The following is a 17,315-nucleotide window of genomic DNA, read 5'->3' as shown; positions in this document are numbered from 1 at the left end:
GGGGGGGCGCCCGCAACGCTGCTGGGCTACCGCTGGCCGGGCAATATCCGCGAGCTGAAAAACGTGGTGGAGCGCTCGGTGTATCGCCACGGCACCAGCGACAGCGAGCTGGATAACATTATTATCAATCCCTTTCAGCCGCAGCAGCCTCCGCCAGCCGTCGCGGAGCAAACCCCAGAAGGCCCCGCGCTGCCGCTGGATCTGCGCGCTTTTCAGCAGGAGCAGGAGAAAAGCCTGCTGCAGTCCAGCCTGCTGCAGGCAAAGTACAATCAGAAGCAGGCAGCGGATCTGCTTGGACTCACCTACCACCAGCTGCGGGCGCTGCTCAAAAAGCATCAGCTGTGAAGCGTTCGCGGCAGCATCAGGGCGCTCACTGCCGTCGCCCCCAGGCACAGCGCCGCGTTGAACCACAGCGCGTACTGCGCGGCGCTGGCCATGCCGAGGGGCAGAAATAGCGCGAAAAGTGACGCTGTCACGGCTATACCCATCGCCCCGCCCAGCGAGCTGCCCATTTTGTAAATACCCGAGGCCACCCCGACCTTGCTCTCCGGCGCGTTGACCACCGCGGTGTCCGTCGACGGCGTCGCGTAGCAGCCCAGCCCGAGGCCAAACAGCACGTTGCTAAAAAAGACCGTCACGATATAGAGCGATTTATCGAGAAAGGTGCAGGAGATAAGCAGGATCCCAACGGCGGTGAAAATGGGGCCGGCCATCATCGGCAGCCGCGCGCCGTAGCGCTGCAGCAGCTTCTCCCCGACTCGAATCATGACCAGCACGGTGACCAGATAGCCCAGCGTCATCATTCCGGTCTCCAGCGGGGTCATGTTGTGGCCCTTCTGCAGCCAGATGCTGGTAATCATCATGGTGCCGATAGCGCCGTTGAGCATAAAGTTCGACAGCACCGCCGCCCCGTAGGCGCGATTGCGAAACAGCGCAAAATCGATCAGCGCCGCGTCGCCCTTGCGCCGTCCGTTGAGGATAAAATAGCCGCCCGAGAGCAGTGAACCCGCCAGCAGCGCCAGCGACAGCCCGCTGCTCCAGCCCCAGCTATGTCCTTTGCTGATAAACAAATTCAGCAGCACCAGCGAGACAATCAGCGTCAACAGGCCGCTGACATCCAGCTTCTGCCGCTGCGCGCTTTGGCTGCGGCTTTCCGGCGTACCGCGCAGCAGCAGCAGGGCCGCCAGCGCCACGACGATGGAAAAGACGAAGATCCAGCGCCAGCCGAGGCCGGTGGCAATCGCGCCGCCGACGAATGAACACAGGCCGCTGCCGCCCCAGGAGCCAATCACCCAGAAGCTCACCGCCCGCTGGCGCGCCTTGCCTTCGTACCAGGTTTTAATCACCGCCAGGGTCCCCGGCATGATGCAGGCCGCCGATAGCCCCTGCAGCACGCGGCCCGTCAGAAACAGCCCCGGCCCCTGGGCCACCACCAGCAGCGCGCTGCCGACAATACTCAGCCCCAGGCCCAGATGGGTCATGCGCATCCGGCCAAATTTATCCGCCAGCCCGCCGCTGGCGACCACAAAACAGCCGCTGAACAGCGCGCTGAGGCTGACCGCCAGGGTCAGGGTTTCGAGGGAAATGTCGAGGCTGCTTTTCATCGCCGGAACGACGTTAATCACCGACTGGGCAAACAGCCAGAACGTCAGCACGCTGAGTACGATACCCGCCAGTAGGCGATCGGTACCGACGAACGACGCGGCGTTCAAAGATACGGAACTCATAATTGGGATCTCCCGTCGCAGGTGGTTAACGCAGATACTCTTCCGTCAGGCCGCACCACAGCGCCGCGCCCGGGAGAAGGATCTCGTCGTTGAAGTCGTAGCCGGGGTTATGCACCATGCAGCGCTCCGCTTCATCCCCGGCGCCGATGGTGAAGTAGCAGCCGTGCGGATTGTGCTCGAGCATAAAGGCAAAATCCTCGCTGCCCATAAACGGCTTCACCTCCCCGACCAGCCCGGCGCCGAACAGCGACGTCGCCACCCTGCGTACGCTTTCGTTGGCGGCAGGATCGTTTCTGAGCACCGGACTGCCGTTGACGTGCGTCAGCGTGGCGGTGGCATTAAAGCTTTCCGCCTGCGCGACGGCAATATCGTGGATCCGCTGCAGGACGGTTTCACGCACCTCTTCATTCAGCGTGCGTACCGTCAGCTTCATCAGCACCTTGTCGTTGATAATATTCGGCGCATGCCCGGCCTGAATGCTGCCGACGGTCACCACCGCCGGCTCAAACGGCGTGACGTTGCGCGAAACGATGGACTGCAGCGCCAGCGTGATGTGGCAGGCCACCAGCGTTGCATCGACGGTATGCTCCGGCACCGCGCCGTGGCCGCCAACGCCTTTTACCTCGATATGCAGCGTGTCCGAAGAGGCCATCATCGCGCCGTCGCGCAGGCCGATTTTCCCCAGCGTCTGCCCCGGCATGTTGTGCAGGCCAAAAATGGTGTCGCAGGGAAACTTATCGAACAGCCCGTCCTCAACCATCACTCGACCGCCGTACAGCAGCTCCTCCGCCGGCTGGAAAATCAGGTGCAGCGTGCCGTTGAACCGACGGGTGCGCGCCAGATACTCGGCGGCGTAGAGTAAGGTGGTGGTATGTCCGTCATGCCCGCAGCCATGGAAGCGGCCGTCGACCTGGCTGGCCCACGCCTTCCCGCTGGCCTCCTGCATCGGCAGCGCGTCCATATCCGCCCGCAGGCCAAGGCGACGCTCGCCGTTGCCGACTTTTAGCGTACCGACCACGCCGGTCCCGGCCAGGCCGCGGTGCACCTCATAGCCCCACTGGCCAAGCAGCCGGGCGACCTCATCGCTGGTTTTATGCTCTTCAAAGCCGATTTCCGGCTGCTGGTGAAAGCGACGACGGAGGGCAATAAACTGCGCTTCATTAACCTGTAGTGCTTCAATAAGGGGATGTGTCATTTTTATTATTCCTGTTGTTGTGTTTGCGCGACACTTTCGAGTTTATGCTGCCGGACCGGCTTTAATACGCCGTTTTTTGTTTTATATTGACGGGATATTGAGAAGTGTTTTTCATATAAATCGGTTATGACAAAAAATAACACGCTGTTTTTTGTCCTTGCCAGGAGACGACGGTGGAACATCATTCAGGCGACTTTAGCGTCGCGGTTCGCGATATTCGTCAGCTCAGCCAGCCGGAGGGCGACGCGCTGACGCTGCTGTGGACGCTGCAGGGCTGCGTCAGCCTGCATGACGGCGAAGAGCATCAGCGGCTGGATGCCGATCGGCTGAAAATAGTGAACCGCAACCGCCCCTGGCGTCTGAGCAGCCGCGAGCCCAACGCGGTGATGATTCTGACGCTCTCCGGCAGCTGGCTGACGCGCCTCGACGGCGATTTTTTTACCTTCGACTACCAAACTTCCCTCGACACCCGCGACGCCGACGATAGCCTGCGCCGCCTGATGCGCCAGCTGCTGGCGATCGAGCTGGTGAACCACCAGCCCCGCTATCGCCTTGAGGCCAACCGCTGGCTGAGCGAAATCGTTCTGCTGCTGGCCACCCGCTTTACGCAGCCGATCGCCGCCGGCACGAGGCGCGGGACGGAGAACTGGAGCCGGCGGATAGCCCGGGTCGTCGCGCGCATAGAGGCCAGCTATCGGCACCGGCTATCGCTGCACGAGGTCGCCGCCGCCGAGTTTGTCTCCGAAGCCTGGCTGTCGCGTCTGTTTCACAAAGAGGTCGGCATGAGCTTTGTGCAGTACATCACCGCGCTGCGTCTGAAGAAAGCCGCCGAGCAGCTTATCAGCACCCGTAAAACGGGGCAGCAGGTCGCTCAGGAGCACGGTTTTGCCAGCACCCGTATGATGAGCGATCTGTTTAAACGCCAGCATGGCCTGACGCCGCGGCAGTATCGCCAGCAGCGCCCGCTGCCGACGGCGGATACAGCCCGCCCGCGCGCCGCGGCCGGCGACGACTGGCAGCCGGTGGCCGTCGAGCGGCTCTACGCCCGGCTAAATGAGCCTGAGATAAAAGGCTGGGACAGCCCGCCGCTGCTGCTCAATCCCCAGCAGACGCGCCAGATTGATATCCGCCAGTTTCCCGAGCGCACGGCGCCGCTGCGCCATACCCGGATGGTCGTCACCGTTCGCGAGCTCGACGATTTACTGCGCGAAGACGTGCGCCGCGAGCTCGAGCAGCTGCACGGCAGCCTGCCGATTTACGCCATCGATATTAACGACCCTTTTCTCAGCAGCCGGCTGTTCGGCACCGGCTGGGACGACCCGCAGATGGCGGGCTACGCCTGCTGGTACAATCTGCAGCGAATTTTCAGCTGGCTGGCAAAAATGGGCTGGGGAGTGATTTTACATACCGGACTGACCACCCGCTGCGACCTGCTCCAGCGCTTCTTACGCCTCGCCGCAAACCATTTCTCCCCCGCCACGCTCGCCAGCTGGCGCTTTGTCTGGCACTGGTCGCCCCAGGCCAGCGAAGAGGCGCGCCTGCACGCGTGGCGTCAGCAGCGTGAAACGCTACAGGCTTTACTGCCGCAGCCGCAGCTGGGCGTCTGGCACCGCTTTAGCGAAGAGGCGATGAGCGACGATCCTTTTCTTACTTCGCCGATCCTCGCCGAAGCCGATTTTCTCGCCTGCCAGGCCGACGCCAACGAGCTGCTGGATCTGGCGCAGCTGGATAGCAGCAGGCTGGCCTCCAGCGAGAGCTATCCGGTGCACAAGCTGCGGCAGATCCAGGCCGCCCTGCGCCAGCGCCAGCTCGCGCTTCCCTTATGGCTGCTGTCGTGGAATACGCTTACCGGCAACACCCGCGACACCAACGGCCGCTTCTTTCGCGGCGCGCTGCTAATGGATAATCTGCTGGGGCTGGCCGATCGGGTGTGGCTGGCGGGATTCTGGCTCAATTCAGGCCTGCAGGGCGAGGCGCGCGCTAACGGCAGGCTGGACACCTCCAGCCTGGCCCTGCACTACCTTCACGGCCTGCCGCGTCCCGTGTACTGGGTTCTGTGGCTGTGGCGGCGCCTGCGCGGCGAAGTGCTGGTTACGGATAAAAACCTGCTGCTGCTGCGCCATAACGGGCACTATCAGCTGCTGCTGCGCAATACGGTCGTGTTCAACCCCTGGCTCTCCAGCGAAGAGACCTTTACCCAGCGCTTCAGCCAGCCCTACAGCATTCAGCTGCTTGGCCTGACCGGGCGCTGGCGGATTAAACAACATCTGTTCGACCAGCATCACGGGGCGCTGTTTCCGCTGTTTGAAGCATTTCGCAGCCGCAGCGGGCCGGATGACGAAGACTACGGCTGGCTGATGCACCAGGCGCGCCCGGCGCTGAGCGTCGCCGAGGAGAGCCCGCAGTCGGGCTGGCATCGCGTTGATTCTCTGCAAAGCAACGCGCTGGTGCTGTATGAATTCTCGCCGCTGAACGAAGAGCCTATCGGGTTTCCGCCTGCGGCTTCTGCTCCCTGACCCGGGCGGCGATTTTAATCCGGCTCTCTTCGCTGGCCGGATTGAAAACCATCATGTTCAGATCCGCGCGCCCCTCGACGCTAAAGGTCGAGAATTCCAGCTCAATCATCCCTATCTGCGGGTGGTGCATGCGCTTAAACCCTTCCCCGTGCCCGGCGACATCGTTACTCCGCCAGTAGGCGTCAAACTCCGGGCTTTGGCGGGAAAGTTCGGCAATCAGCCGATCGGTGTCTGGAGAAGCGCCCACCCGCGCGACGTCGGCGCGAAAGGCGCTGACGATAAGCCGGGCGACGGCATGCCACTCCTCCAGCGCGCCGCGGGCCTGGGGGTTGGTGAACAGCCGGCGCAGAATGTTACGCTCGGCCAGCGGCAGCTGCCCGTAGTCGGTCAGAATGCAGGCCGCAGCGTGGTTCCACGCAATAACGTCCCAGGTTGCCGTTTTGATAATCGCCGGCCCCTGGAGGACATCAAGCACGCGCTGCAGGCGCGGAGTGATATCGTCGCTGACGGTTACTCGGGACTCCGGCAAATGCCCGAACGCCAGGATAAACAGATGGTCGCGCTCCGGCGTCGTTAGCCTTAGCCCGCCGGCAATGCGGCTAAGCACCTCCCGGGAGGGCGCGCCGCCGCGCCCCTGCTCCAGCCAGGTGTACCAGGTCGGGCTGATACTGGCGAGCTGGGCGACCTCTTCCCGCCGCAGCCCGGGGGTGCGCCGTCGGCCGGCCTGAAAGCCAAACGCGGTCGGGTCGAGGCGTAAGCGCCGCGCCCGCAAAAATTCGCCAAGTGCATGGGTTGAGGAGTCGGTCATCGTTATCCTGTTAGTTTTTATACCCTGATAATGTCTCTACTTTTATAGTATCGCGTTAAGACTACCATAGCCTGGATACTCATTCTGGAGGTAGATCATGCGAATTTTTCTCACCGGCGCGACCGGTTTTATCGGCTCGCGTATTCTCAAAGAACTGCAGGCCGCCGGACATCAGGTCATCGGCCTCGCGCGCTCTGACGCCAGTGCCGCTGCCCTGAAGGCCGCCGGCGCTGAGGTGCAGCCCGGCACGCTGGACAATCCCGAAACGCTGCTGGCGGCGGTAAGCGCCGCCGATGCGGTGATCCACACCGCCTTCGATCATGATTTCAGCCGCTTTGTCGCCAACTGCGAAAAAGACCGCCGGGTCATTCTCGCCATCGGTAACGCGCTGGCGGGCCGGCGTTGTCCCCTGATTATCACTTCAGGCACCGCCATGGGCGACGCCGACGACGGAGAGCCGGCGAGTGAGTTAAACTTCAATCCCGCCCACCCAAACCCGCGCGTGGCCTCAGAACTCGCCGGCAACCAGCTGCTGGACGCCGGCGTGGACGTGCGGGTGGTGCGCCTGCCGCAGGGGCATGACACCGTCCGCCAGGGGCTGCTGACGTACTATATTCAGCAGGCCGCCGAAAAAGGGGTCGCAGCGATGGTCGGCGAGGGCAATAACTGCTGGTCAGCCGGACATATTGACGATGTGGCCCGGCTGTATCTGCGGGTGCTGGAACAAGGTGAGAAAGGTCGGCGCTATCATGCCGTTGACGAGGAAGCGGTGCCCTCAAGGCTGATTGCCAACGTGGTGGCAGAAAAGCTGGGCATTCCGCTTAAATCGTTAAGCGCCGAACAATCTGTGGCGCATTTCGGCTGGTTTGCCGCCTTTGCCAATATGGATTTGCGCGCTACTTCCGCCCTGACCCGCCAGCAGCTCGGCTGGCAGCCGCAGGGCCCAACGCTGCTCGACGATCTAAATAATATGGACTACCGAAGCGTGACAACGTCACGATAAGCGCAGGCGAGCTGCCGTCGCCTTCTTGCTTTACCGCGCTCCGCGGCCCCTCCCGGCCGTCGGAGCGCATTCGCTCCCGGAGGGCTAAGCGGCATGGTTAAGGATTTGTAACTGGTAAGATGTGCTAATGTGAATTATCATCTGCGCCATCATCTTTCAATGGACTGAAAATGCACATGATTCCGGTTAATATTCATACCCTTAGTCGCTATGCGGCGCATGTCAGCTTGACCCATACGATGAAAGGCCATCGCTCGCCGGCGCTCTCGGTGATGATGATTTTTTCGGATCTATGTATTCGCTCAACCCGCGACGCCTATCACCTGCAGGGCTGGGAAATTACCGAGAAAAGAAGCGGACTGGTGCTGCGCACCTTTGTCGCCGTTCATCACGACGGCGCCGAGTTAGAAATCACCCCTAAAGACTATATCGGACGCTATAATCGGCTGCTGCCGCTGGACTGACCCGCCCTTTTAACCGCCTTCTGATCTTGCGCCTGCCGGCGAAAATCGCCTAAAAAAAAGACAAAAAAAGGCGATTGTCGTATGTTTGTAAGCTTAAGGGTGTATAACAGGGCTCGGACGCCACCAAAGCTAAGACGAGGTGCAGTTGTGGGAATCATTAAAGCCAGCAGTTTAGAACAAGCAGAAGCGCTCCTGAAGTCCGGTGAACCCATTAAGATCGAGCTTGATTTTGAGCTCGACTCTGATGCGTTTTTTAACTTTGCTATGGAATATTGCACAAACGGAACCAAACTCACCCGCAACAACGATCGCTTCGTGGTTTCACGTAAGAAAGTTGCTTCCTGAATGAGCCAACCTGCGCCATTTTTAGCCTCCGTGCGGCGCAACCTGCGGGATCCAGAAAAGTGAGTAAGCGTTAGCCAAAAAATTGATGGCTAACGCATTTTCACCGCCAACAGCGTAATAAGGTAAACACGGGACTTCATAGAGGGTTAAACCGTGAAAAAGTTACTGATATGCTGCTTGTTTGGTGAAACCGCCGCTATTTTAGCGAAAAGAATGCAAAAAATAGCCGATGCGCAGGATCTGGATCTGTTAATTAGCGCCGTGGGTATTGAGAACTACCCGAGCGTGGCCCCCGCGTATGACTGCGTGCTGGTCGCGCCCCACATTCAATATAAAATAAATGAATTCACCCACGCGCTGAACCATCATCAGGAGATTGCCGTTATCGAGAGCTTACCTTATGCATCTTTCGATGGCGAAAAGGTGCTGAAGTTTGCCATCGCCCATATGCCACAATCACTTTTCTAATATTGCCGTAGCCTTATGTACGCGACGCCGTGCGGATTGACAGTGGTTATGCGATCCGCACCGATTTAGTACCCCACCACGTTTTGTGCGTTCGGCATAATCTCGCGCCTTCCCTTCTCGCCAGCCTATCTGGCGCAGGACCTCGTTCGTCACCTGGCCTATACAACCCGATACCCGCCGTGTGCCCCTGATAAAAAGGGAGGTGCCTTTCGCCGCTATTGGCAATTATACTCATAGCGCCTGCCGCATATTTCAGGGAACCAGGCACAACATCGCACGGTGAAAAAATGAGCATAAAAGAAAAAAAGATCGCCATTATGTGCACTGTCTCTTGTTTATTTATTGGCTATCTTTGTGCAAAAATGGCGCTTTATACTTTCGACAAAAATAAAACCGAACAATATTCTAAAAACATATTAACCAGAACTATTTTAGTCATAAAACAAATCGATGAAGTTTATGCTGACGCGGATCGAATATCGCAGACCCGGCCCTGCTCAGCAGATTATCTCAGCAGCATCCGGGCGCTTTTATGGTCTAAATCGCTGCTGAAAGATATTGCCTATATCGACGGCAAAAGCATGCGCTGTTCGGCGCTGTGGGGAACCTTCTCGCCGGCAGAAAATATTACCAACGCGCCTGCCGATATTATCTATCGCGGCGGAACGTGGTATCTCGATAAAGCAATAAATCAGGAGTTCAAAGCCAGCATTTATGCCAAAGGCAACCTCGCCATCACCGTTTCTCCGTTCATCTTCAATCGCTTCACCTCTGACCCGGAAAACAAAAGCGTCAGCGCCATCGTGGGTAACTACGATCGCAGCCAGCATATCTTTTTTATCGGCAACGGGACCGCGGCGGTGTATGACACCGAGCACGGCGGCGAGCGTTATAAAAAATACGCCTTATCCAGAGCCTGCAGCAGGGAGTACGACCTTTGCGTGGTCTCCGGCATGTCCCTGCACGGTATTACAGATATACCCTGGGCAATACAGGCCGCCGCGCTCATACTCTCGACGCTGATTGGCGTCCTGCTCTCGATCAGCATCAACCTCTACATCCGCAAAAAAAGCTCGATCCTCACCCGGCTCCAGTACGCGCTGCGTAACGATCGGTTCAGCATCGTCTATCAGCCGATCGTCTCGCTGGAGCGCGGAGAAACGGTGGGCGTTGAAGCACTAATACGCTGGAAAGATAATGAGCTGGGCGTTATTCCCCCGGACGTGTTTATTCCCCTGGCGGAGAAGCGCGGGGTGATTAACCAAATCAGCCACTACGTTGTCAAAAAATCGATTAATGAGCTGCATGACGTTATAAATAACCACAAAATATACCTGAGTATTAACGTCAATTCCTCCGACCTGTTCTCTAAAGCCTTTAAAGACCATCTCGATACCGTCAGCAACAAGTTTAATATTCCGCCGCAGCTGATCGCCCTCGAGTTAACCGAGAGGCAGACGGCAAACCTTGCCAGCCTCGGTGAGAAAATTGCCCGCTTCCGCGCTGCAGGCTATCAGATTGCGCTTGACGACTTTGGCACCGGTTATTCCAACCTCGACTGGTTATCAAAACTGGCGGTGGATAAAATAAAAGTCGATCGCACCATTACGGAGTCAATTGGTACGGACTCAATTAATTCCGCCCTGCTCAATAACATCATCACGCTGCTTAGCAATATGCACAATCAGGTCATCTTTGAGGGCGTAGAAAAAGAGCATCAGAAACGCTTTCTTGAACAGCGAATACCGCAGGCCAACGTTCAGGGGTGGTATTACGCCAAACCCATGAGCGCCGGCGAGCTGAAGAAATATCTCTTGGCTGCCGGCAATCCGGCAGCCAAGGATCCGCCGCCATAGCGTCCCGCCGGCGGCCGGTCATCATAGCCCTAAGCCGTTGCTAACTGGAGAAGTTAGCCAGAAAAAGATACCATGTCTCACCAGACAAGGCTGCGCCCGGCGCACCCAAACTCAGGCGCCTTATATTTTGCGGCATTTGCCGCTGGCGCAACCAGAGCGGATGACCCGACGTGCCGTGCATGAAAATTGAAAGAATCTGAATGTGTCCAAAAATACGCCAGCCCTCTGCCTTTTGACCCGCAGCTGGCCCGCAACAGAGCGAAAGATGAATCCGATCGCCTTATCTGGCCAGGCGCGCGTCCGCCTGCCGGGCGCTTTGCTGCTGATGCTGAACCCTTTTTTATCGTCGTCCTGCCCCGGAATGAGAATGCCTGGGTGGTTTACGGGATATACTCAAGGTGAAACCCGGCGCGGTCAGGATCGGGCCAGAGCGTTGAGCGGTTCACCGCCAGGCACCGCGGCTAACGACGTCTCAGGACGATAAAGGGGATGAGAAATGTCATTGAATATTAATAAGACAGAGCGTTGCTCTGGAATCATAAAACCACTATGCGCCTGAAACTATGTTCTCTACTGGCAGCCGTATCGATGCTATGCGGCCAGGCCGTTGCCGCCCCCGCGCTGCCCGCTCACGCCGATATTCGCGATAGCGGCTTTGTCTACTGCGTTAGCGGCCAGGTTAATACCTTTAACCCGCAGAAAGTCAGCAGCGGCCTGATTGTCGATACCCTGGCGGCCCAGCTCTACGACCGCCTGCTCGACGTTGACCCTTATACCTACCGTCTGGTACCCGAACTGGCCGAAAGCTGGGAGGTGCTGGACAACGGCGCCACCTACCGCTTCCACCTGCGCAGCCACGTGGCCTTCCAGACGACGTCGTGGTTTAAGCCCGGCCGCGCCTTTAATGCCGACGACGTCATTTTCACCTTCAGCCGTATTTTTAATCGCGACCATCCGTGGCACAACGTTAACGGCAGCAGCTTCCCCTATTTCGACAGCCTGCAGTTCGCCGACAGCGTCGAAAGCGTGCGCAAGCTCGATAACCAGACTGTCGAGTTCCGCCTGAAGCGCCCGGACGCCTCGTTCCTCTGGCACCTGGCCACCCACTACGCATCCGTTATGTCCGCAGAGTATGCCGCTCAGTTAACCAAAAGCGATCGTCAGGAGCAGCTCGACCGCCAGCCGGTGGGCACCGGCCCGTTCCAGCTGGAAGAGTATCGCTCGGGTCAGTACGTTCGCCTGCAGCGTCACCCCGGCTACTGGCGCGGCAAACCGCTGATGCCGCAGGTGGTGGTCGATCTCGGCTCCGGCGGCACCGGCCGCCTGTCGAAGCTGCTGACCGGCGAGTGCGACGTGCTGGCCTGGCCCGCCGCCAGCCAGCTGACTATCCTGCGCGACGACCCGCGCCTGCGCCTGACCCTGCGTCCTGGGATGAATATTGCCTGGCTGGCGTTCAATACCGCCAGGCCGCCGCTGGATAATCCGCAGGTTCGCCACGCCCTGGCGCTGGCAATCAATAACCAGCGTCTGATGCAATCTATCTATTACGGCACCGCGGAAACCGCCGCCTCGATGCTGCCCCGCGCCTCCTGGGCCTACGATAACGAAGCGAAGATAACCGAATACAACCCGACCGCCGCCCGCGCCCGGCTCAAAGCGCTGGGGCTGGAAAACCTCACGCTTCGGCTGTGGGTGCCCACCAGCTCGCAGGCCTGGAACCCCAGCCCGCTGAAAACCGCCGAGCTGATTCAGGCCGATATGGCGCAGATCGGCGTGAAGGTGATCATTGTGCCGGTTGAGGGACGTTTTCAGGAGGCGAGGCTGATGGATATGAACCACGACCTGACCCTTTCCGGCTGGGCTACGGACAGTAACGATCCGGACAGCTTTTTCCGCCCGCTGCTGAGCTGCGCGGCGATTGCCTCGCAGACCAACTTCGCCCACTGGTGCAACCGCGAGTTCGACGAGGTGCTGCAAAAGGCGTTAACCTCCCAGCAGCTGGCTTCGCGCATTGAGGCCTATAAGGAGGCGCAGCATATTCTGGCCCGCGAACTGCCGGTGCTGCCGCTCGCCTCGTCGCTGCGTTTACAGGCCTACCGCTATGATATGAAAGGTTTGATCCTGAGCCCGTTTGGTAACGCCTCCTTTGCCGGCGTTTCGCGGGAGAAGAAAGACGATGTGCAAAAAGACGACGTCAAAAAAGATGAGGTGAAAAAACCATGATCATTTTTACCCTGCGACGCCTGCTGTTACTGCTGGTCACGCTCTTTTTTCTGACCTTCGTCGGCTTCAGCCTGAGCTACTTTACGCCGCACGCTCCGCTACAGGGCGCATCGCTGTGGAATGCCTGGCAGTTCTGGTTCACCGGGCTGCTGCACTGGGATTTCGGGGTCTCCAGCATCAATGGCCAGCTGATTTCACAGCAGCTGAAAGAGGTCTTCCCGGCCACCATGGAGCTGTGCATTCTCGCCTTTGGCTTTGCGCTGCTGGTGGGGATCCCCGTCGGTATGCTGGCCGGCATTATGCGTAACAAGTGGCCCGATACCCTGATTAGCGCCCTGGCGCTGCTCGGCTTTTCGATTCCCGTTTTCTGGCTGGCGCTGCTGCTGACGCTGTTCTTCTCCCTGACGCTGGGCTGGTTCCCGGTCTCCGGGCGTTTCGATCTGCTCTACGAGGTCAAAACGGTGACCGGGTTTGCGCTGATCGACGCCTGGCTGTCCGACTCACCGTGGCGTCATGAAATGATCGTCAGCGCCGCACGCCACATGGTGCTGCCGGTTCTGACCCTTGCCGTGGCGCCAACCACCGAAGTGATTCGCCTGATGCGCATCAGCACCAGCGAAGTGTACGACACCAACTACGTGAAGGCCGCCGCCACCCGCGGCGTGTCGCGGCGGACAATTGTACTTCGTCACGTGCTGCATAACGCCCTGCCGCCGGTTATTCCGCGCCTGGGGCTGCAGTTTGCCACCATGCTGACGCTGGCGATGATCACCGAAATGGTCTTCAGCTGGCCGGGGCTGGGCCGCTGGCTGATCAACGCTATCCGTCAGCAGGATTACGCCGCCATCTCGGCGGGCGTGATGGTTATCGGCGCGCTGGTCATTACCGTGAACGTGCTATCTGATATTCTGGGAGCTATGGCTAACCCGCTGAAACATAAAGAATGGTATGCCTTACGATAGCGATGATAAATAAAACCAATTCGTTGAAGGGTTCCCTCTGACTGGGTTTAGCACACAAAAGGTCCACGCTATTTTTTTCATTCGCTCCGGCAGTCCACTGTTTGATAGCGGCTGCCGGAGCCGGTCTTTATTTAATAGACATCCCTGACGTAGCGCTTCTCCTTTGACATCTGGACCACATAATCACTTGCCGCATCGGCGCTCAGACCGCCATGCTCCTGAACGACTTCCCTGAGCACGGTATCCACATCTTTGGCCATCCGGCTGGCATCACCGCAGACATAGAAGTGCGCCCCCTCCTGTAGCCAGGACCAGAGCTGCGCGCCCTGTTCACGGAGACGATCCTGAACATAAATTTTTTTCTCCTGATCCCGGGAAAATGCCAGGCTGAGCTGGCTGAGAAAGCCCTCCTCGCGCATTGCCAGCAGCTCATCGCGATAATAGAAATCAGTTTCGGCATGCTGTTCACCGAAGAACAGCCAGTTGCGGCCGCTGTCTCCCCGCGCGCGGCGCTCGTGCAGAAAGCCGCGAAACGGCGCAACTCCGGTTCCAGGCCCAACCATTATCATGGGAGTATCCTTGCCTGACGGAGGGTGAAAATGCGCTGACTTCTGGACGAAAATCGGTATTTCGACCTCTGCCGCCCGATCGGCCAAAAACGTCGAGCAGACCCCTCCCCGGCGCCGGCCTTTATAGTCGTAGCGAACGGTTGAAACGGTCAAATGAACTTCATCGGTCTGCACCTTTGGGCTGGAAGAGATCGAATACAGCCTGGGCTGTAATCGTCGGAGCGTCGTCATCCATTCCTGAGCCGTAGCCTGAACGGGAAACGCTTGCACAAGATCGACAATCTGTTTCCCCCACAGCCACTTTTTAAGGTCCGGCGCGCGTTCAGGTTTAAGCAGCTCCGCCAGCTCCTGGCTGCCTGAGCGGTCCCGGATAAACCCCAGGATATCGGGCGTCAGCTTTGCTATTTCATGGTGGTGCAACATCGCCTCGATCACCGACATCTCTCCCAGGTCATTCACTGCAACGGTCTCTGATGCGGAAATATTCATCGCGGTGAGCATCTCCTCCACCAGACCAGGGCAATTCGTTGGCCATACGCCCAGGGCATCCCCTGCCTCATAGCTCAGGCCCGACCCCTTGAGATCGAAAACAAACTGGCGCGTCTCTTTACCGGATCCGGTCGTATTGAGCTCTCGATTTTGCAAAAGGCGAGCGCGTAGAGGATTCAGCCTGCCGTACGGGGATTGAACGACCTGCTGTACGGGCCGGTCGCTTAATATGCCGTTATCGTTGCCTGACGTTGCCAGCACGCCGCCGGCTGGCAGGGGCCGCGGGGCCTGGGAAAATGACCTTAGCGCGTCCCGCACCGTCATCGTCCAGCCGGATGCGCGAACCTGATAATCAGGTTCGCAATCGACGCGGGCCGTAAGACGCGGCGCGCCTAACGCCTCCAGCCTTTCATCGAGCCTACGCCCGAAGCCGCAGAACTGGTCATAGCTTGAATCGCCAAAAGCAAGCACGGCGTACGGGTTGGACTTCAGCCTGGATGCCGCATCGGATGCCAGCGCCTGCCAGAACGAGATGGCGTTGTCCGGCGGATCGCCATCGCCAAAGGTGCTGGTTAACAGAAGAAGGGGGGAATTCTCCGGGATCTGCTCCAGCCCGCAGGCGTCCATGCTGTGCAGCTTCACCTCCCAGCCATCGCTTTCAAACTGCTTTACGCACTCGCTAGCGTAGCCTTCAGCATTGCCCGTCTGTGAGGCCCACAGTATCGTCAGTTTTCTGCTGGATTCTGCGGCCGGCGCGGCCAGCGCCAGGTCTACTGCGGCAAGCCAGGCGTTGGCCGCCTGCTGGTAATCAGGTTCGCAGTCGACCCTTGCGGCGAGGCGTCGTCCCCCCAGTTCTGCCATGCGGGTATCAAGTTTGCGGCCAAAGCCGCAGAACTGGTCGTAGCTTGAATCGCCGAAGGCCAGAACAGAGTAAGAGATGTCTTTAAACCTGCCGGCGTTACAGCCTCCCAGCGCCTGCCAGAACGCCGCGCCGCTATCGGGCGGGTCTCCGTCACCGAACGTACTGGTTACGAATAACAGATATCCCCGCGGCGGAAGATCGTCAACTCGACAGGTATCCATGCAGGTCAGCCTGACCAGACGCCCCTCTCCCTTGAGACGTTCAGCGCACTGGGCAGCAAAAGTCTCTGAATTGCCGGTCTGAGAAGCCCACAGCACGGTGATGACGGTAAGCTCGGTTTCCGCCGGGGCCGCAGGTAAAAGGGAAGCAGGCGAATGGCCCGCGGCCAGGAGCGGGGTATCCGCACCTGCGCCGGGAAGCCAGCTGCGGGAAAATAGCCCGGCCAGAATGCCGTCTATCAGCATACGTTTGGCGGGGGTAAGCGGCGCCGTCAGCGGCAAGGATGGCACAACGCCCCCCTTTTGCTCCTGTTCGCTACTGCGCAGGCCCGTGAGGAATCCCTGCAGGTACAGCTGTTCGTGGGGTTCGAGCACCGGAACCGGAGCGCTGTCAATGTTAAGTAGTCGGGCCAGGGTATTGATTTGCATAATATGGTGCTCTCTTGCAGAAATGGCGGCAGGATCGGTACCTTCACTCAGCATATCGGCCATGGCCGCAACGGTACCTTGTGGCGTGGCGTCGCCTGCGGGCTGAGAGACGCCCGCATCAGGTTCGGACTCAAGGCGGATGAGCGCAACGGCGCTGTACTTGAATTCAGGCTGCTGTGACAGGGGATCGATGGCGTCGCTGGTGACGGCATTAATGGCGAGATTTTCGCCGTAGGCGTCATTCCAGTGGAAGGGCGCAAAGCAGTTCCCGGCGCGGACGCGATCTGTCACCACCGCGGGTAATATGGCTCGCCCCCGACGGGAGCGGATCTCAAGGCGATCTTTATCCCTGACGCCTAAGGCAGCCGCGTCTTCCGGGTGGATTTCGACAAAGGGGCCGGGATTGAGTTTGACCAGCGTGGGGATCTTGCCCGTTTTGGTCATCGTGTGCCACTGATGCTGAAGGCGGCCGGTATTCAGCACGAACGGAAAGTCCACATCGGGCATCTCCGCCGGGTTACCGTAAGGACGAGGGAAGAATACGCCCCTCCCGCTCGCCGTGGCGAAGGCGATTTTCGGTTGGCTACCGTCTTCCCTGACCTTGAGTGTCTGGCTGATCCCCTCATTGAGGTAGCGAACAGGATGGCGATTTGCTTCATCGTTCGGTGGGCAGGGCCACTGTAAGGGCGTTTCGCGCAGCCGGTCGTAGCTTGCGCCGCGGATGTCATAGCCGGTCCCGGGATTCCAGAATCGTTTAATTTCCTCGAACACCTCTTCGGCGCAGGTATAGCTGAAGGCGTCAGCAAAACCCATTTCACAGGCAACGCGGGCGATAATCAGCCAGTCGGGTAAGGCCTGCCCGGGAGGCGGAACGGCTTTTTGCATCAGCGTGAGGTTACGTTCTGAATTGATCATCACGCCTTCCGCCTCGGCCCAGAGCGCTGCGGGAAGTAAAATGTCGGCATAACGGTTCGTTTCGGTGTCCAGACGCATCCTGAGTGATAACCAGCTCAGCCTTTTGCAGGCCGGCAATCACATTCTTGCGGTTGGATACTGTTGCCACGGGATTGGTGCAAATTATCCAGCAGGCCTTGATATCACCGGCCATCATGCGTTCAAACATGGCCACCGTTCCGCCAACCAGGCGGGTGTGCAGGGTTCCACGCGCAATGCCCCAGATC

Annotated in this window: 12 protein-coding genes and 2 pseudogenes; 9 read left to right on the top strand and 5 right to left on the bottom strand. The window is 58.9% G+C overall.

Features of this window, described 5'->3' with window-relative positions; genetic code table 11:
- A partial coding sequence (locus PFH44_RS17005) for an AAA-type ATPase lid domain-containing protein (RefSeq protein ID WP_283825612.1) occupies window positions 1-345 on the top strand: 345 nt, incomplete at its 5' end.
- Here the strand turns inward: PFH44_RS17005 and PFH44_RS17000 are convergent.
- On the bottom strand, window positions 336-1,727 hold the full coding sequence (locus tag PFH44_RS17000) for an MFS transporter (RefSeq protein ID WP_283825611.1): 1,392 nt from the start codon (window positions 1,725-1,727) through the stop codon (window positions 336-338). The genes PFH44_RS17005 and PFH44_RS17000 overlap by 10 nt on opposite strands.
- 25 nt (window positions 1,728-1,752) lie before the next feature.
- A complete protein-coding gene (locus PFH44_RS16995) occupies window positions 1,753-2,922 on the bottom strand; it encodes a M20 aminoacylase family protein (RefSeq protein WP_283825610.1) in 1,170 nt (389 codons plus the stop codon).
- Between the two features lie 173 nt (window positions 2,923-3,095).
- On the opposite strand from PFH44_RS16995, the gene PFH44_RS16990 reads away from it, so the two are divergent.
- Window positions 3,096-5,438, top strand: coding sequence for a helix-turn-helix domain-containing protein (locus PFH44_RS16990; protein WP_283825609.1), 2,343 nt, complete (start codon window positions 3,096-3,098; stop codon window positions 5,436-5,438).
- Here PFH44_RS16990 and PFH44_RS16985 read toward each other — a convergent pair.
- Entirely contained in the window at window positions 5,404-6,246 is an 843-nt protein-coding gene (locus PFH44_RS16985) for a helix-turn-helix transcriptional regulator (protein ID WP_283825608.1), read from the bottom strand. The two genes, PFH44_RS16990 and PFH44_RS16985, sit on opposite strands and share 35 nt — an antisense overlap.
- Window positions 6,247-6,343: 97 nt before the next feature.
- Between PFH44_RS16985 and PFH44_RS16980 the strand changes: the two genes are divergently transcribed.
- From PFH44_RS16980 to sapB, 7 genes are all read left to right on the top strand, one after another.
- Window positions 6,344-7,249 carry an SDR family oxidoreductase gene (locus PFH44_RS16980; protein ID WP_283825607.1) on the top strand — a complete coding sequence of 302 codons (906 nt, stop codon included), beginning with the start codon at window positions 6,344-6,346 and terminating at the stop codon, window positions 7,247-7,249.
- A gap of 176 nt (window positions 7,250-7,425) precedes the next feature.
- Window positions 7,426-7,713, top strand: coding sequence for a hypothetical protein (locus PFH44_RS16975; protein WP_045855085.1), 288 nt, complete (start codon window positions 7,426-7,428; stop codon window positions 7,711-7,713).
- A 147-nt stretch (window positions 7,714-7,860) separates the two neighbouring features.
- Window positions 7,861-8,058, top strand: a complete 198-nt coding sequence (locus tag PFH44_RS16970; protein WP_045855084.1) for a hypothetical protein — start codon at window positions 7,861-7,863, stop codon at window positions 8,056-8,058.
- Window positions 8,059-8,211: 153 nt separating this feature from the next.
- Complete coding sequence (locus PFH44_RS16965; RefSeq protein WP_045855083.1) at window positions 8,212-8,526, top strand: PTS sugar transporter subunit IIB; 315 nt, start codon at window positions 8,212-8,214, stop codon at window positions 8,524-8,526.
- A 287-nt stretch (window positions 8,527-8,813) separates the two neighbouring features.
- Window positions 8,814-10,382: an EAL domain-containing protein gene (locus PFH44_RS16960; RefSeq protein ID WP_349632129.1), complete on the top strand. Its 1,569-nt coding sequence runs from the start codon at window positions 8,814-8,816 to the stop codon at window positions 10,380-10,382.
- A gap of 549 nt (window positions 10,383-10,931) precedes the next feature.
- The gene (sapA, locus tag PFH44_RS16955) at window positions 10,932-12,605 is read left to right on the top strand and encodes an ABC transporter substrate-binding protein SapA (protein ID WP_283825605.1); all 1,674 of its coding nucleotides are present in this window, start codon (window positions 10,932-10,934) and stop codon (window positions 12,603-12,605) included.
- The gene (gene sapB / locus PFH44_RS16950) at window positions 12,602-13,567 is read left to right on the top strand and encodes a putrescine export ABC transporter permease SapB (protein WP_283825604.1); all 966 of its coding nucleotides are present in this window, start codon (window positions 12,602-12,604) and stop codon (window positions 13,565-13,567) included. The genes sapA and sapB overlap by 4 nt, the downstream gene beginning before the upstream one ends.
- A 131-nt stretch (window positions 13,568-13,698) precedes the next feature.
- Here the strand turns inward: sapB and PFH44_RS28115 are convergent.
- Window positions 13,699-15,336, bottom strand: a pseudogene (locus tag PFH44_RS28115) (sulfite reductase subunit alpha); the annotation flags it as partial.
- 45 nt (window positions 15,337-15,381) lie between these two features.
- Window positions 15,382-17,315 (bottom strand): annotated as a pseudogene (locus tag PFH44_RS28110) (molybdopterin oxidoreductase family protein); the annotation flags it as partial.

Source organism: Klebsiella sp. Ech2A, assembly GCF_030078455.1.
GTDB lineage: Bacteria > Pseudomonadota > Gammaproteobacteria > Enterobacterales > Enterobacteriaceae > Klebsiella > Klebsiella terrigena.
This window is presented reverse-complemented; position numbering and strand designations above follow the sequence as displayed.

Excerpts from the sequence above, each read along its gene's own strand:
- PFH44_RS17000 (WP_283825611.1), bottom strand. The coding sequence starts at position 1,727 with ATGAGTTCCGTATCTTTGAACGCCGCGTCGTTCGTCGGTACCGATCGC.
- PFH44_RS16995 (WP_283825610.1), bottom strand. The coding sequence starts at position 2,922 with ATGACACATCCCCTTATTGAAGCACTACAGGTTAATGAAGCGCAGTTT.
- PFH44_RS16985 (WP_283825608.1), bottom strand. The coding sequence starts at position 6,246 with ATGACCGACTCCTCAACCCATGCACTTGGCGAATTTTTGCGGGCGCGG.
- PFH44_RS16980 (WP_283825607.1), top strand. The coding sequence starts at position 6,344 with ATGCGAATTTTTCTCACCGGCGCGACCGGTTTTATCGGCTCGCGTATT.
- PFH44_RS16975 (WP_045855085.1), top strand. The coding sequence starts at position 7,426 with ATGATTCCGGTTAATATTCATACCCTTAGTCGCTATGCGGCGCATGTC.
- PFH44_RS16960 (WP_349632129.1), top strand. The coding sequence starts at position 8,814 with ATGAGCATAAAAGAAAAAAAGATCGCCATTATGTGCACTGTCTCTTGT.
- sapA (WP_283825605.1), top strand. The coding sequence starts at position 10,932 with ATGCGCCTGAAACTATGTTCTCTACTGGCAGCCGTATCGATGCTATGC.
- sapB (WP_283825604.1), top strand. The coding sequence starts at position 12,602 with ATGATCATTTTTACCCTGCGACGCCTGCTGTTACTGCTGGTCACGCTC.